The organism is Deinococcus aerophilus, from assembly GCF_014647075.1.
Classification (GTDB): Bacteria; Deinococcota; Deinococci; order Deinococcales; family Deinococcaceae; genus Deinococcus; species Deinococcus aerophilus.
Genome location: NZ_BMOM01000007.1, coordinates 127,056 through 141,510, shown reverse-complemented (window position 1 = coordinate 141,510; position 14,455 = coordinate 127,056). Strand labels below are relative to the sequence as shown.

At 69.6% G+C, this 14,455-nt stretch carries 19 protein-coding genes, 1 tRNA gene and 1 pseudogene; 15 read left to right on the top strand and 6 right to left on the bottom strand.

Annotated features, from left to right (window positions below):
• Window positions 1-568, bottom strand: a pseudogene (locus IEY21_RS06860) (ATP-dependent zinc metalloprotease FtsH); the annotation flags it as partial.
• A gap of 158 nt (window positions 569-726) precedes the next feature.
• Between IEY21_RS06860 and IEY21_RS06855 the strand changes: the two are divergent.
• From IEY21_RS06855 to IEY21_RS06805, 11 genes are all read left to right on the top strand, one after another.
• Window positions 727-1,218, top strand: coding sequence for a DUF4384 domain-containing protein (locus IEY21_RS06855; RefSeq protein WP_188902687.1), 492 nt, complete (start codon window positions 727-729; stop codon window positions 1,216-1,218).
• A 96-nt stretch (window positions 1,219-1,314) separates the two neighbouring features.
• Complete coding sequence (locus IEY21_RS06850; RefSeq protein WP_188902685.1) at window positions 1,315-1,653, top strand: nucleotide pyrophosphohydrolase; 339 nt, start codon at window positions 1,315-1,317, stop codon at window positions 1,651-1,653.
• Complete coding sequence (locus tag IEY21_RS06845; protein ID WP_268237779.1) at window positions 1,650-2,174, top strand: YfiT family bacillithiol transferase; 525 nt, start codon at window positions 1,650-1,652, stop codon at window positions 2,172-2,174. Before IEY21_RS06850 ends, IEY21_RS06845 begins: the two co-directional genes overlap by 4 nt.
• A gap of 7 nt (window positions 2,175-2,181) precedes the next feature.
• Window positions 2,182-2,652, top strand: a complete 471-nt coding sequence (locus IEY21_RS06840; RefSeq protein WP_188902683.1) for a Nudix hydrolase — start codon at window positions 2,182-2,184, stop codon at window positions 2,650-2,652.
• 224 nt (window positions 2,653-2,876) lie between these two features.
• Window positions 2,877-4,166, top strand: a complete 1,290-nt coding sequence (locus IEY21_RS06835) for a 3-isopropylmalate dehydratase large subunit (protein ID WP_188902681.1) — start codon at window positions 2,877-2,879, stop codon at window positions 4,164-4,166.
• Window positions 4,167-4,202: 36 nt separating this feature from the next.
• On the top strand, window positions 4,203-5,462 hold the full coding sequence (locus IEY21_RS06830; protein WP_188902679.1) for a hypothetical protein: 1,260 nt from the start codon (window positions 4,203-4,205) through the stop codon (window positions 5,460-5,462).
• A gap of 46 nt (window positions 5,463-5,508) precedes the next feature.
• Complete coding sequence (locus tag IEY21_RS06825) at window positions 5,509-6,084, top strand: 3-isopropylmalate dehydratase small subunit (protein ID WP_188902677.1); 576 nt, start codon at window positions 5,509-5,511, stop codon at window positions 6,082-6,084.
• On the top strand, window positions 6,077-7,132 hold the full coding sequence (gene leuB / locus IEY21_RS06820; RefSeq protein ID WP_188902675.1) for a 3-isopropylmalate dehydrogenase: 1,056 nt from the start codon (window positions 6,077-6,079) through the stop codon (window positions 7,130-7,132). Before IEY21_RS06825 ends, leuB begins: the two co-directional genes overlap by 8 nt.
• A gap of 196 nt (window positions 7,133-7,328) precedes the next feature.
• On the top strand, window positions 7,329-7,640 hold the full coding sequence (locus tag IEY21_RS06815; protein WP_188902673.1) for a hypothetical protein: 312 nt from the start codon (window positions 7,329-7,331) through the stop codon (window positions 7,638-7,640).
• Between the two features lie 14 nt (window positions 7,641-7,654).
• Window positions 7,655-9,067, top strand: a complete 1,413-nt coding sequence (gene pdxR / locus IEY21_RS06810; protein ID WP_188902743.1) for a MocR-like pyridoxine biosynthesis transcription factor PdxR — start codon at window positions 7,655-7,657, stop codon at window positions 9,065-9,067.
• An 83-nt stretch (window positions 9,068-9,150) separates the two neighbouring features.
• Window positions 9,151-9,516 carry a hypothetical protein gene (locus tag IEY21_RS06805; protein ID WP_188902671.1) on the top strand — a complete coding sequence of 122 codons (366 nt, stop codon included), beginning with the start codon at window positions 9,151-9,153 and terminating at the stop codon, window positions 9,514-9,516.
• Window positions 9,517-9,735: 219 nt separating this feature from the next.
• Here the strand turns inward: IEY21_RS06805 and rpsT are convergent, their stop codons facing one another.
• The gene (gene rpsT, locus IEY21_RS06800; protein WP_188902669.1) at window positions 9,736-10,011 is read right to left on the bottom strand and encodes a 30S ribosomal protein S20; all 276 of its coding nucleotides are present in this window, start codon (window positions 10,009-10,011) and stop codon (window positions 9,736-9,738) included.
• Window positions 10,012-10,213: 202 nt separating this feature from the next.
• Between rpsT and IEY21_RS06795 the strand changes: the two genes are divergently transcribed.
• The 3 genes from IEY21_RS06795 to IEY21_RS06785 all read left to right on the top strand — a co-directional run bounded on the left by IEY21_RS06795 (window position 10,214) and on the right by IEY21_RS06785 (window position 11,756).
• Window positions 10,214-10,765, top strand: coding sequence for a regulatory protein RecX (locus IEY21_RS06795; protein WP_188902667.1), 552 nt, complete (start codon window positions 10,214-10,216; stop codon window positions 10,763-10,765).
• 116 nt (window positions 10,766-10,881) lie between these two features.
• Window positions 10,882-10,958: transfer RNA gene (locus IEY21_RS06790), tRNA-Pro, on the top strand.
• 78 nt (window positions 10,959-11,036) lie between these two features.
• Window positions 11,037-11,756, top strand: a complete 720-nt coding sequence (locus IEY21_RS06785; RefSeq protein WP_188902665.1) for a metallophosphoesterase — start codon at window positions 11,037-11,039, stop codon at window positions 11,754-11,756.
• Here IEY21_RS06785 and IEY21_RS06780 read toward each other — a convergent pair.
• Together IEY21_RS06780 and IEY21_RS06775 are read right to left on the bottom strand one after the other, a co-directional pair.
• Window positions 11,753-11,983, bottom strand: a complete 231-nt coding sequence (locus tag IEY21_RS06780) for a hypothetical protein (protein ID WP_188902663.1) — start codon at window positions 11,981-11,983, stop codon at window positions 11,753-11,755. The genes IEY21_RS06785 and IEY21_RS06780 overlap by 4 nt on opposite strands.
• Entirely contained in the window at window positions 11,977-12,114 is a 138-nt protein-coding gene (locus IEY21_RS06775) for a hypothetical protein (protein ID WP_188902661.1), read from the bottom strand. The genes IEY21_RS06780 and IEY21_RS06775 overlap by 7 nt, the downstream gene beginning before the upstream one ends.
• An 89-nt stretch (window positions 12,115-12,203) precedes the next feature.
• Here IEY21_RS06775 and IEY21_RS06770 point away from each other — a divergent pair, with 89 nt between their 5' ends.
• A complete protein-coding gene (locus IEY21_RS06770; protein WP_188902660.1) occupies window positions 12,204-13,199 on the top strand; it encodes an aldo/keto reductase in 996 nt (331 codons plus the stop codon).
• Between the two features lie 67 nt (window positions 13,200-13,266).
• Here the strand turns inward: IEY21_RS06770 and IEY21_RS06765 are convergent, their stop codons facing one another.
• On the bottom strand, window positions 13,267-13,833 hold the full coding sequence (locus IEY21_RS06765) for a GNAT family N-acetyltransferase (protein WP_229752938.1): 567 nt from the start codon (window positions 13,831-13,833) through the stop codon (window positions 13,267-13,269).
• The gene (locus IEY21_RS06760; protein WP_188902658.1) at window positions 13,830-14,405 is read right to left on the bottom strand and encodes a helix-turn-helix domain-containing protein; all 576 of its coding nucleotides are present in this window, start codon (window positions 14,403-14,405) and stop codon (window positions 13,830-13,832) included. The genes IEY21_RS06765 and IEY21_RS06760 overlap by 4 nt, the downstream gene beginning before the upstream one ends.
• Window positions 14,406-14,455 lie beyond the last annotated feature (50 nt).

The following is a 14,455-nucleotide window of genomic DNA, read 5'->3' as shown; positions in this document are numbered from 1 at the left end:
AGTCAACGACTTCCTGCAGGTCGGCCTTGGCCTCGTCGCAGCCGGCAACGTCGCTGAAGTTCAGCTTGATCTGCCCCTCGGCGATCACCGCCGCCTTCGACTTCCCAAACGTGCTCGCCGCTCCGCTCCCCCCGGCTCCGCGCATGCTGCGCCACAGCACGACCAGAATCAGGGCCGTTAAAACCAGCGGCAGCGCCTGAGTGACCCAGCCGAAGGCCGACCCGCCGGAGATCACCCGCAGCGGCACCCCGGCCGCGCGGATGCGGGCCAGCGTCGCGCCGTCGGGCGGAACGACCAGCGAGCGGGCGCGGTTGCTCGACAGGTAGATCACGCTGGCATTGCCGGCGCTGTCCAGGGTGACCGAGGCCACCCGGTTTTCCTGGAGGTCCTCGAAGAAACGGTTGGTGCTGTAGCCCGCGCTGTCCGGCACCGTGCCGCCGCTCAGCGCGGGACCGGAGGCGGGCGGGGAGGCGGACAGCGCGCCGCCCGACTGGGCGAGTGCGGGCTGTGCCAGCGCGGCACAGACGGGCAGGATCAGAACGGCCAGAAAGCGCGAGGCGCGGATCATGGCCCATGCTACGGTCTGCCGCCGCCGCCAATCGTCAGCGGAAGCGACATTGGGCGCTGCGGGGTTCCGTGGCCGCCGCGCTGGGCGGGGGCGGCACCCTGAACTGTCTGCGCCCTCACTCTCAGATTCCCGTCAGGCCCGGCGCCTATGCTGCCCCTATGCACAAAGCCTTTCTGTTCGGTGCGCTGGCCCTGGGGCTGAGCGCCTGCACCGTGACCGTCCAGCCCAACCTGAGCATTCAGGGCGGCGACAGCAACCTGATCACCACTCTGCGGCCCGACCGCGGCGAGGGCAGCACCTACCGGGTGGGTGAAGCGGTGCGCTTCAACCTCACCACCCGGACGCCGGGCTACGTGACCCTGCTCGCGCTGCAGAGCAACGGGTATGCCAGCGTGCTCGCCCAGAACGTCTATGTCGGTGCCGGAACCACCACCTTCCCGCGCCCCGGCGACAACGTGGTGTACAACCTCGCCGAGCCGCGCGGCCTGCAGCGGGTACGCGCCATCTTCACGCGCGTGCGCCCCACCACCAGCATCGCGCTGAGCGGCATCTACGACGGCAACCGCTGGAACGCCACCACCACCGCTTACCTGAATCCCTACTCTCCCGCCGACCGCGACGTGCAGGAGACCTACCTGTACATTCGCTGAGGCGCTTGTCCAGAGTCAGCAGGTGGAGGCCGCCGGGCTTCCACTTTTTCTGTGGCGCCTTTTTCTGTGGTGCCGGCCCGCGCTAGCCTGCCTGCCATGTCCCTGACCTTTGCCGACGCCAGCGCCCGCGTGGACGCCTACATCTCGCAGTTCGAGGAGGGCTACTTTCCGCCGCTGCTGATGCTTGCCCGCCTGACCGAGGAAACGGGTGAGGTGGCCCGCGTGATCGCCCACCAGAGTGGCAAGACGCCCAAGCCCGGCGAGGAGGCAGGCGATCTGGAACTGGAGCTCGCCGACCTGCTGTTCGTGATGCTGTGCATGGCAAACGAGCGCGGCCTGAGCCTGGAAGAGGGCTTTGCGCGGATGATGGACAAGGTGGAGCGCCGCGACGCAAACCGCTGGACGCGCAAGTCCAGTGCCAGCGAGGAAGCGTGAGCGCACCCGACCCCCGCTATCCCCTGGGGCCGATGCCCACGCCGCTCGAACTGACCCTGCGCGAACGGCAGGAGGCGCTGCGGCAACTGCGCGAGCTGCCGCAGCGCCTGCGGGCCGCCGTGCAGGGCCTGACCGACGCGCAGCTGGACACGCCGTACCGCGAGGGCGGCTGGACCGTGCGCCAGGTGGTTCATCACGTGGCGGACAGCCACATGAATGCCTTCTTCCGCCTCAAGCTTGCGTTGACAGAAGCCAATCCTGTGGTCAAACCCTACGACGAGGGAACGTGGGCCGATCTGCCGGATACGGCGCTGCCCCCGCACATCAGCCTGAACCTGCTCGACGCCCTGCACGCCCGCCTGCTGACCGTGCTGGACGGCGTGACCGACTGGAGCCGTCCCTGGACGCATCCGGCGCAGGGCCGCACCTACACGCTGGATACCCTGCTCGCCATGTATGCGTGGCATGGCCGGCACCACGTCGCCCACATCTCGGCCCTGCGCGGGCAACACGGCTGGTAGGGGCAGGGTGCAGCACGGCGAGCACACACACGTCCCCGTGGAACTGCGCGCGGCCGGGGTCGTGATCCTGAATGAGGCCGGAGACATCCTGCTCGTGCGGGAACGCGGCGTGCCGGGACAGTCCCGTAAGGCCGGACTGTGGCACATTCCCAGCGGAACGGTGGAGCCAGGCGAAAACCCGCAGGACACCGCCGTGCGCGAGGCGTGGGAAGAAGCCGGGGTGCGGGTGCGCCCGACCCGTTTTCTGGGAGCGTACCTGGGCCGCTTTCCGGACGGCGCGCTGGTCCTGCGGCATGCCTGGCTGGCTGATCCCCTGCCCGGATCGACATTTCAGCCGCAGTGTCCTGATGAGGTTGCCGAGGTCCGGTACATCGGCCGCGCCGGGTTTGAAGCCCTGTACGCGGCCGGAAGCATCCGCATGTACCACACCCGGCGGTTCTATGACGACGCTCTGCGGGAACGTGCCCTGAACCGGTGACGGCCGCCCGTCTATCCCACCCCGGCCCCCTGCCGTGGCCGGGCACGCTAGACTCCGGAGCATGTTCAGCGTGTTACGGACAGGTCGGGTTGCCCAGGTGGCAGACCTTCTTCTTTGTCTGGGGCGTTGAGCGCGGCCTAGCGTTCATCTATTCGCCCCCGGAAGCGTTCAGTGCGTCCGGGGGCCGTTTTTGAGAAGGCTGGGTGTGGGGAGGAACGGAAATTATGGGAATGACGATTGCCGAAAAGATCCTGGCGGCCCACAGCGGCCACGACTCTGTGGTGCCGGGCCAGCTTATCGAGTGCCGCACCGACTGGGTGCTGTGCCACGAGATCACCACGCCCGCCGCGTTGCGGATGCTGGAGGAACGCGGCATGGACCGGGTGTTCAACCCCGATCAGATCGTCGCCGTGCCCGACCACAGCGTGCCGGCCATGAACATCAAGGCCGCGCAGATGTACCAGAAGCTCAAGGGCTGGGTCAAAGAAAAGGGCATCAAGCACTTCTATGACGTTGGCCGGGGCGGTATTGCCCACGTGGTGCTGGAGAACACCGGTCTGATCAAGCCGGGACAGACGCTGGTGAGCGGCGACTCGCACACCTGCAACGCGGGCGCGCTGGGCTGTTTTGCCACCGGGGTCGGCAGCACCGATCTCGCGGGCGCGATCTACGCGGGCCGGGTGTGGTTCAAGGTGCCCGAAACCATGCTCATCCGCGTCACCGGAGAGATGCAAGAAGGCGTGACTCCCAAGGATTTGGTGCTGGAAGTCATCAAGCGCATCGGGGCCGACGGCGCGAACTATCTGGTGATGGAGTGGGTCGGCGACACCATTGACCGCATGGACATGGAGGGCCGCTACACCCTGACCAACATGGCCATTGAGGCGGGCGGCAAGACCGGCATCGTGGCGGTGGACGATACCACCCGCGCTTACCTGCAGGAGCGCGGCGTGCAGCCCGGCGACTACACCGAGTACACCTCGGACCCCGACGCGAAGTACCGCGTGGTGATCGACCTCGACGCCTCGGCGGTGGAACCCACCGTGGCCTACCCGCACATTCCCAGCAACGGGCGTGTGGCGGGCAGCGACCGGATCGCCGTGACCCACGCGTATGTGGGCAGCTGTACCAACGGACGCATCGGCGACCTGCGCGACGTGGCGCGCATCCTCAAGGGCCGCAAGGTGGCCGACGGCGTGCAGATGATCGTGGTGCCCGCCACCCAGCTGATCTGGAAGCAGGCCGCGCAGGAGGGCCTGCTGGAGATCTTCGTGGAGGCGGGGGCCAGCGTGAGCTATCCCAGCTGCGGCGCGTGCCTGGGCATGCACAGCGGGGTGCTGGGGCCGGATGACGTGTGCATTTCCAGCACCAACCGCAACTTCGTGGGCCGGATGGGTGATCCCACCGCGCAGATCTACCTCGCCAGCCCCGCAACGGTGGCGGCCAGCGCCGTGTCGGGCTTTATCAGTGACCCGCGTGACTACAACGCCGACCGCATCCAGGCGGCAGATTGAGCGGACGGCGTGGTCAGGCCTTAGGCTGGAGGTCTTATGGGTGAAGCGAAACGACGTAAAGCTCTGGGCCTGATGCCCACCGTTCATGCCTTCGAGGCCGAGCTGGACGCGTCCGGCGCAGTCACGCTGGTCCGGGGCCCGGAAGAGGACCGGCTGCGTGGCCTGATCGTGGAGGTCCTGGGCAGCACCCAGTCGCGGGGTGCCGCGTGGGCCAGCGAGTACCGCTCGTCGCTGGTTCTCACGCGGGGGCACGCCGGGCGGCTGGAAACGGCGGCGGATCTGGAAGCCATTCCCGTGGCACCGCTGCGCCGCATCACGGGTGAGCTGGCGCTGGGCAAGGACCCGGCCCAGGCGCAGGGCGTGGCCCTGCCTGTCGAGGGCGGTGTGGTGCGCCTGCGCGAGCAGCGCCACTCCTTCGACGGAGAGCGCTGGGAGAGCTTTGCTCCGCTGCGTGATCCGCAGCGCCTGATGACCATTCTGCAAAGCCACCCGGCCTTTACCCTGGAGGGCGAGGTCATCGGTCAGTTCCGGGCCGAACACTGGCAGGCCGGACGCATGGACCTCGACCCCGAACCCCCCGAGGAGCTGCTGGAGATGCTCGAGGCGGTGGCGCGCGAGTGGCACGGCGAGACGCCCGAGCTGTGGGCCGAGCTTCACGCCGACCGGCTGGAGGACAACGCGGCATCGCCGCCGCTGGCCCGCCGCACCGTCTTCGAGCTGCGCCGCCCGGCTCCGCTGCAGTCGCCGCTGAGCCGGGTGTTCGCGGTGCGCGGCGACGTGGAGTTCTTTCCGCTGATGGACAGTGAGCTGTACTCGCCCGACGGCGAGACCTGGATCGCCTACGCCGACCCGGAGGCCGAGGTGCAGGAGGACGGACTGCCCGCCGAGCTGGCCCGCATCTTCGATCTGGAAACGGTCGCCGTGACGGTGCATGCCGACGGACGCATCGAGTGGGACCACGACGGCATTCCTGCCGAACACGCTGAGCGCGTCCGTGAGGGTCTGCGCGAGGCCACCGGCGCGGGTGATGCCGAGGCCTGGGCCGACTGGACCGCGCAGGTGCTGGCCGAAACCTTTGGCGCCGAACTGTCTGTTCCAGACGACGCGAGCCTGCCCGTACCGGTCGCCGTGCGCCTGGACCTGCCCGAGGACGCCCTGGAGGATCCCGATCCGCTGGCGCAGACCTTCATGGAGTCCGAGGTGACCTTCGACGGCCAGACCTGGCGCGACCTGTTCGGCGAGGAACTGCCGCCAGAGCTGTCGGCCTTCGCGGCGTCAGACACGGCCACGAACTAAGTGCCCTCCGCCATTCCCTGTCATTTTTCCCACTTCAGGAGATTCCATGCCCACCGTGCACGTGTTTGCCCGTGACCACATCAACACCGACGAGATCATTCCTGCCCGCCACCTGACCACCGATGTGGAGGCCGAGCTGGCGAAATTTGCCATGGAGGACTACGACAAGACCTTCGTGAAGCGCGTGCAGCCCGGCGACATCATCGTCGCGGGCGCCGACTTCGGCTGTGGCAGCAGCCGCGAACACGCCGTCTGGGCGCTGCGTGGCGCGGGCGTGGGCGCGGTCATCGCCCCGAATTTTGCGCGCATCTATTACCGCAATTCCATCAACAACGGCTTTCTGGCGCTGGAGTGTGACGGCATCGTGGAGGCCTTCCAGGACGGCGACCCCGCCGAGCTGGACCTGCAGGCCGGCACCATCACCAATACCCGCAGCGGCCAGACCCTGACCTTTGTGCCGGTGCCGCAGTTTGCGCTGGACGTGCAAAGGGCGGGCGGCTGGCTGGAATACATGAAGGAACACGACCAGGCCCAGCTGGAGGCCGAGACGCTCGAGGCCCGCAGCACCCAGGCCGGACACGGCCACCCCGGCGAGCGCGAGGAGGAACAGACCCATGCCTAAGATTGTGACCCTGCCCGGAGACGGGATTGGCCCCGAGGTGACCGCCGCCGCCGTTCAGGTGCTGCGTGAAGTGGCCCCGGACCTCAGCATCGAGGAGCACGCCATCGGCGGTGCCGCGTACGAGGCCCACGGCGATCCCTTTCCGCAGGTGACCCGCGACGCACTTGGGGACGCCGACGCTGTGCTGCTGGGCACCGTGGGTGGTCCGCAGAACAGTCCGTGGAACAGCCTGCCCCGGCCCCTGCGTCCCGAGAGCGGCCTGCTGGCCCTGCGCAAGGCCCTGGGCTGCTACGCCAACCTGCGCCCGGTGCGCGTGCAGCCGGGCCTGGAACACCTCTCGCCCCTCAAGCCGGAGCTGGCGCGCGGGGTAGACATCCTGATCGTGCGCGAGCTGCTGGGCGGCGTGTACTTTGACGGCGACCGCAAGATCGAGGGCGACACCGCCTACAACACCATGCGCTACACCACCGCCGAGGTCGAGCGCGTCGCCAAGATGGCCTTCTGGGCGGCCGAGCAGCGCAAGGGCCGCGTGACCAGCGTGGACAAGGCCAACGTGCTGGAGGTCAGCGAGCTGTGGCGCCGGGACGTGCAGGCCCTGCGGGACCGCTCGTACCGCAGCATTCACCTGAACCACGAGTACGTGGACAGCGTGGCCATGCTGATCGTCTCGGACCCCAGCCGCTACGACGTGATCGTCACCGAAAACCTGTTCGGGGACATCCTCAGCGACCTCGCCGCCGTGATTCCCGGCAGCCTGGGCCTGATGCCCAGCGCCTCGCTGGGAGACGGCGCGGGCCTGTTCGAGCCGATTCACGGCAGCGCGCCCGATATTGCCGGGCAGGGGGTCGCCAACCCCGCCGCCGCCATCATGAGCGCGGCCATGCTGCTGCGCCACGGCCTGGGCCGCAGCGACGCCGCCAACCAGATCGAGCGCGCCGTGGCCCTGGCGCTGCGCGAGCACCCCACCCGTGACCTGGGCGGAAAGGCGGATACGGTGACCTTTACCCGCGCCGTGCTGGAGGCCATGGGCACGCCCGCCGTGGGCTGATCGGCGCCGCAGGCAAGGGGGGGGGCAGGGTCCACGCTGGGGCTTCTGCCCCCCCGCCTGTGTTGCCTTGGGTCTGGGTTTGCCCGGGATGCGGCGGAGCGGCGTGCGGGTGATCGCGCCCCTCATCCCCACCCCTGCTCCGGATCGTGGTCTGGACAGATTGAAGCGGGGAAGGCGCACGGCGCATGCTGGGGGCATGAGCGATCCTGCCGTCGTCTTTCCCGCTCCGCCGCGCATTCCCTATCCCGGGGGCTGCGTGCTGGAACCCGGTCCGTATGCGCTGGACTGGCTGCTGAAGTGGCCGGCCGAGATCACCGTGAATGGTGTGGCCCGGCCCGCCGCGCCGGTGTATCCGTTCGTGCGGGCGCTGCTCGCCGAGCCGGCGGCCTTCGGCGTGACCCCGGCCGAGGCGCAGGCCGCCCGCGACCGCTTTCTGACCCTGGCCGGACAGGCCCTGGAGGCCGAGGGCGGGCAGCGTGCGTGGCTGGCACGGGAATTGACGCGCTGAGCATGGAGGCCGTGATGCCGGATCCCGACGGCCTGAACGGCGTGACATTGCTGCCGGCACTGCCCGGTGAGGCGCTGCACACCCGGGTGGCGCGGACCCTGCGCGACGCGGTGACGCGGGGCGTGCTGTCCGAGGGCTCACGCCTGCCCGGACACCGCCGGCTGGCCGCCGCGCTGGGGGTCTCGCGCAACACCGTGGTGGACGCCGTGGCCGGCCTGGAAGCCGAGGGATACCTGCGGGTGCAGGGGCGCAGCGGAACCGTCGTGGGCGTGCCCGCGATGCACGCTTCGGTGGCCGCGCCCGACGCTCCCTTGCCCCTGAGCGCGTGGGCCACCCGCGCCCTGGCCGGCGGGCTGTTCGACGCGGGCGGCGACTACGCCGTGGATTTCCGGGTGGGCCAGCCGGTGCCCGAGCTGTACCCGGAAGCGGCGTGGACGGCGGCGCTCGCGCGGCAGGCGGGCCGGGCGGTGCAGAGCCACGGGGCCTTTGATCCGCTGGGACCCCTCGAAACCCGCCGGGCCCTGGCCGCCTACCTCAACGCCGAACGTGGCGCCCGCGTCACGCCGGAGATGGTGATGCTCACGGGCGGCACGCAGTCGGCGTTAGACGCCCTGGCCCGGGTATTTCTGGAACCGGGCCGGGTGGCGGCGGTGGAGGACCCCACCTATCCGGGGGCGCGGGCGGCGCTGGCCGCGACCGGCGCGGCGGTCCGGGCGGTGGCGGTGGACGACTGTGGCCTGCGGCCCGGTGCTCTGCCGCCCCAGGCCACCGTGCTGTACCTCACGCCCGGCTGTCAGTACCCCACCACCGTGGCGCTGCCCGCCGCGCGCCGGGCAGAGTTGATCGCCTGGGCACGCCACGGCAACGCCTTTATCCTGGAGGACGATTACGCCGCCGACCTGCACCACACGGCCCGCCCGCCCTCGGTGATGCAGGGGCTGGCCCCGGACCGGGTGATCCTGCTGGGCAGCTTCAGCAAGAGCCTGGCCCCGGTCACCCGCAGCGGATTTCTGGTCGCGCCGCCCCCGGTGGTGCGGGTGCTGGCCGGCACGCGCCCACTGACCGACCGCGCCCCCGGCACCCTGGACGCCCTGGCCCTGGCCGACGTGCTCGCGTCCGGAGCGTATGCGCGCCATCTGCGCCGGGTGCGGCAGGTGATCGCCCACCGCCAGGAGGTGTTGCTCGCGGCCCTGGCCGCCGGGTTGCCAGAGTGGCAGGCGCAGCCCGCGCGCTCGGGGCTGCACCTGTATGCTCGCCTGCCGCCGGGGCTGCCGGAACAGCAGGTGCTGCGCCACGCCGCCCGGCAGGGAGTGGCCCTCACGCCGGTGGCCCCGCTGGCGGCGGGGGTCCATCCGCCGGCCATGCTGCTCGCCTTCGCCCACCTCACGCCCGAGACGATCCGCGCGGGGGTGCGGCGTCTGACCTGATCCCCCCACCCCCCCCGCCAAAGGGTAACTGAACTTACAGAGCCCCACAGCGGGTGCAGGGCGGACACGCTAGACTGGGTTCAATGCGCCTGCTCCTGCTGGTCCTGGCCCTGGTCCTGACGCTGATGTACTTCACCTTCGGGGTACGTCTGGGATACCTGACGCTGACCCCCACCTATCTGCTCAATGCCACCGGCGAGAACCGTTACACCTTCCAGGTCTATGACCAGGGAGGCACGGTCGGCGTGCGCGGCTCGTGCAAGGTGCGCAGCGGCAAGGCCACCTTCCGCCTGACCGACCCCAGCGGGACGCAGGTCGCCGGGCAGATTTGCCCTCAGGGACAGTGGAGCCTGAATGTGCTGGGCGGCGGCGACGCTGGGATGTATCACCTGACGGTCGAGCTGGACAAATTTACCGGGACCATTGACGTCGAGGAAGCGCGCAAGTGAGCCACAAGTCGGTGCAGCCTCCGGTGGGGTCGTTCGCCCACGCTGAAGTCTGGGCCTGAACCGGGGCAGTGGGCACCCGCCGGGTTCGGAGGTGGAACCGGTCGAAGCCACGTCCCTCCGGCCTTCTCAGTCACCGCTCGTCGGCGCAGGATACCCAAACGAACACCCGGGACGTGGCCCGCAGGCCGGTCGTCCCGGGTGTTCGTTTGGCGCGGGGCTTTAGCCCTGCTGCGCCGCCTTGGCCTTGTTCAGGGCCTTGGCCAGACGGCTCTTCTTGCGCGCGGCGGTGTTCTTGTGCAGGGTGCTGCCCTTGGCGGCCTTGTCGATCAGGCTCTCGGCCTTGCTCTGGGCGGCCGCGACGTTCTCACCGTTGGTCACGGCGTCCAGGGCCTTCTTGGTGAAGGTCTTGATGGTGCTCTTGCGGCTGCGGTTGATCAGGCGGCGCTTGAGGCTCTGGCGGTGACGCTTCTGGGCGGACTTGTGACGTAAAGCCATGTTCTTTCTCCTTGTTCTCCCGCGCCGGTGTCCGGCGTGCGGGGCGGTTCCCGTGGGGGAACACGTGGCGCTCGGGGTTCATCCCCTGGCGCGCCGGCGGCCGGGTCACGCTGGACCTTTCGCCGGGCCGTCCTTCACTGAGAGGACAACCTCGTGACTATACGCGCTGTGGGGGGCGGGGGGCAAGGGCATACTGACAGGCATGAGCCGACGCCGCCCCCGCCCGGACCTGTCCGCCCCGGCCCCGTCTGCCCCCGCCCGGCCCGTCCCGCGGCCAAAGACCCCCGAGGAGGAGCACGACACGCTGCTCGCCTACGCCTTCCGGGCACTGGGAGCGCGGGCACTGAGCGAGGCCGAGCTGCGCGGAAAACTGCAGCGCCGCAGCGAACACCCCGAGCTGATCGAGGAAGTGCTGAGGCGCGTGCAGGATCTGGGCTATCAGGATGATGCCCACGTCGCGCGCATCGAGGGAGCGCGGCGCGGGGTGGGCACCTTCCGGGTGCGCCAGACCCTCAAGCGCCGCGGCCTGCCCGAGGAGCTGATCCAGGACACCGTGCAGGCCCGCGCTCCCGAGGAGGAGCGGGCCTCGGCCCTGGAGGTATTGCAGCGCCGCTGGCCTTCCCTGGCCCGCAAGCGCGACCCGAAGGCCAGCGCCTACGCCTTCCTGGCCCGCCGGGGGTTCTCCGGCGACGCCATCTGGCCCGCCATCCGCGAGGTCAGTGAGGCCGCTGTGGACGAGGAATCCGTGGACTGAAGGGCGCGTGCAGGCGGGAGCGGCCTGCTTGACACCCCACCGGGGGGCGCGTAAACTGCCGGGCGCACTGAAGCCGGTGTCCAGCTTTTGCCGGACCCAGGAAGAAGGAGCCGTGGCGGGGCGTAGCGCAGCCTGGTAGCGCACGTCGTTCGGGACGACGGGGTCGGAGGTTCGAATCCTCTCGCCCCGACCACGCAGGAAAAGCCCTCCCCACGCGGGAGGCTTTTTTTCGTCTCGCCGCCCATTCCTCACCCGTTTCCACCGGAGTCCCATGCGCGTGTTTGCCATTGCCGACCTGCACCTGGCCTATGTCACCCCCAAACCCATGACGGTGTTCGGGCCGCAGTGGGCCGGGCACCCGGAGGCGATCTATACGCGCTGGCGCGAGGTGGTGCGCCCCGGAGACGTGGTGCTGCTGCCCGGCGACCTGTCGTGGGCCATGCGCCTGAACGACGCCCTGACCGATCTGGCCCGCGTGGCCGAACTGCCGGGCACCAAGGTGCTGCTGCGCGGCAACCACGATTACTGGTGGCCGGGCCCCTCGCGGCTGCGGGCGGCCCTGCCGGCCGGAATGCTCGCGGTGCATAACGACGCCGTCCGGATCGCCGGACCGTCCGGAGCGGGCGTGGTGGTGTGCGGCTCTCGCGGCTGGGTCACGCCGGGATACGAGGCCCTGAACGCCGAGGACGAGCGCCTGCTCGCCCGTGAAGCGCAGCGGCTCACCCTGAGCGTGGAGGCGGCCGCACGGTTGAGGCAGCCGGGCGACCACCTGCTGCTGATGCTGCACTACCCGCCCGCCTCACCGCCGTATCCGTCCAATCCCATCACGCGGGTAATCGAGGCCGCGCGGCCCGAGCTGGTCGTTTACGGACACCTGCACGGCGTGCCTCCCGAACGCTCGATGCGGCATGTGGGCGGCATTCCCGCGCACCTGGTGGCGGCGGACGGCCTGAGGTTCACGCCGAAGCTGCTGCTCGATACCGGGGACTAGCCTGCCACCCATCCGTCGGCCCCCCAGCGCGCGTGCGGCATGCTGGAGGCGAGCAGGCCCGATTTGAGCGGGGCCAGATCACAGGGAAGGCGGCGGAACCCCACGGTCCAGTTCTGGCCCACGCGGTCCAGCAGGGCGTATTCGGCGCGGGCCAGATTGACGTACCTTCCGTCGCGCCGCTCGAAGGGCACACCACGCTCCTGAAAGGGCTGGGGAACTTTCAGCACCTCCCGGTCGGCATGGCCGCGCACTTCACCGGACCACCCAGCGCATTGGGCGCATGGGCGGTCAGGACGCCCAGCGCCGCCTCCAGGACGGGCAGGTTGCTGTGAATGTCGCCTAAAACCGCCACCCGCATGAACGCAGCATAGGGGAGGGAATCTCGGGGCTGGACTACAGTGAATCCGTCTGTTTTCCCCCCACTCCCACTTTCACAAAGGAGCCCGCATGACCCCCTCCACCGACCTTCCCGCACGCAAACTGCGTGACCTGAGCGTTTCCGCCCTGGGCCTGGGCTGCATGGGCATGAGCGAGTTCTACGGCGAGGCCGACGAGGCCGAGAATGTCCGCACGCTGGACCGTGCCCTGGAACTGGGCGTGACCTTCTATGACACCGCCGACATCTACGGGCCGCACACCAATGAGGAGCTGCTGGGCCGCTGGCTGAGGGGCAAGCGTGACCGCGTGGTACTGGCGACCAAGTTCGGCATCGTGCGCGAGCCGGGCTACCCGATGCAGCGCAGCCTGTCGGGGCGGCCCGAGTACGTGCGAAAGTCCATCGAGGCCAGCCTCAGACGCCTGAAGACCGACCATGTGGACCTGTACTACCTGCACCGCGCCGACCCCGACACGCCCATCGAGGACACCGTGGGCGCGATGGGAGAACTCGTGGAACGCGGCATGGTGCGCTTTCTGGGGCTGTCGGAGGTGAATGCGGACACGCTGCGGCGCGCGGACGCCACCCATCCCATCACCGCGCTGCAAAGCGAATACTCGCTGTGGACCCGTGACCCGGAAGGAGAGGTCATGGCCGCCTGCCGCGAGCTGGGGGTGGGGCTGGTGCCGTACAGCCCGCTGGGCCGCGGCTTCCTGACCGGCCAGATCACCTCGCCCGACGACTTTGGCCCCGACGATTTTCGCCGCCACAATCCGCGTTTTCAGGGCGAGAACTTCCAGAAGAACCTGGAGCTGGTGGCCGAGGTGCGGGCCATGGCGCAGGAAAAGGACTGCACGCCCTCGCAGCTGGCCCTGGCGTGGGTGCTCGCGCAGGGACCGAACATCGTGCCCATTCCCGGCACCAAGCGCGTGAAGTACCTGGAAGAGAACCTGGGAGCGCTGCAGGTGACCCTCACGCCCGACGACCTGTCCCGCATGGACGCCGCCTTCCCGCCGGGAACCGCCACCGGGGCGCGGTATCCCGATATGCGGGCGGTGAACCGGTAGCAGCCCGGCGGCCGCGTGGACGGTGGATGGCCGCCCTAACCCTGGCCCGGTGGGGGAAGCTCCGCCTCTATTCGCTGGCGTCTTCCGGCGCAGCGGAGGTCGCCGCCGGTCCGATCCTTTTCCAGTACAGCAGCGTCCCGGTGAGTCCGCCGTGCGGTTTCAGCGCAAAATCGGGAATCTCGCCGGCCCGGGTGTAGCCGGCTTTCTCGTACAGGCCCGCCGCGCCGCCCTCGGTGGCCGTGTCGAGGACGAGCAGGGTGCGCCCGCGTTCCACGGCCAGCGCCTCGGCCCGCCGCAGCAGGGCCCGCGCCACGCCCTGGCCGCGCCACTGCGGGCGGGTCATCATCTTGGCGATCTCGGCGCGGTGGAGCTGGTTGGGTGGAAGGGCGAGCAGCAGCGTGACCGTACCGATCAGGGTGTCGCCGGCCCAGGCCCCCAGAACGGTCCGCTCGTCGCGTGCCGCGGCAGCCAGGGACCCGGCCCAGAAGGCGTCGGCCACGGCGGGGGAGAGCGGATGCATGAAGCCCACCGATCCACCCTGCGCCACCGTCCCGGTGAGCAGGCTGACCAACTGGGCCCGGACCCCGGGCGTGTCGTGCAGGACCGAAATCACCGGGGCGGGCACAGCCCTCACCGCCGCACCAGCGCGACCAGATAACTGCAGGCCGCCGCCGAATCGTTGGCGAGGGTCACGTCGGTCGGGACGCCGAATTCCAGACAGTCGCCGCGTTCCAGCGTGTGCCGTTCCCCCGGAGCGGTGCCTTCCAGCACGGTCAGCTGGCCCTCCAGCACCCACACGACCTGACGGATCTGCGCGTACGAGGAGGCCGGAAGGGCCACCCGTTCCCCGGCGGGCAACCCGACCTGCACAAGTTCCAGCGGATGGTCCGGGCGCATGAACACCTGACGGCGCAGGTACCGGGTGGCCGGGTCGCGCCACGTCGGCTGGTCGGCGGCCCGGGTCAGCCGCCCCGCTTCGCCCTCGGCCCGCAGCAGCAGTTCCGCCAGCGTCAGATCAAAGGCCCCGGCCAGGCGCACCAGCGTCACGGCGGTCGGACTCATCTCCCCGCGCTCGATCTTGCTGATGCTGGCCTTGGACACCCCCGCGTGGCCGGCCAGTTCCGCCTGCGACCAGCCCCGGGCATCCCGTTCCAGCCGGATGCGGCGCGCAATCTGGGCCTCGGTTGTGTCCAGCATGGTGGTCATATGTCTTTTATAATAGACAAAGTCGATTTGCTCAAGAAATCCGGACCCGC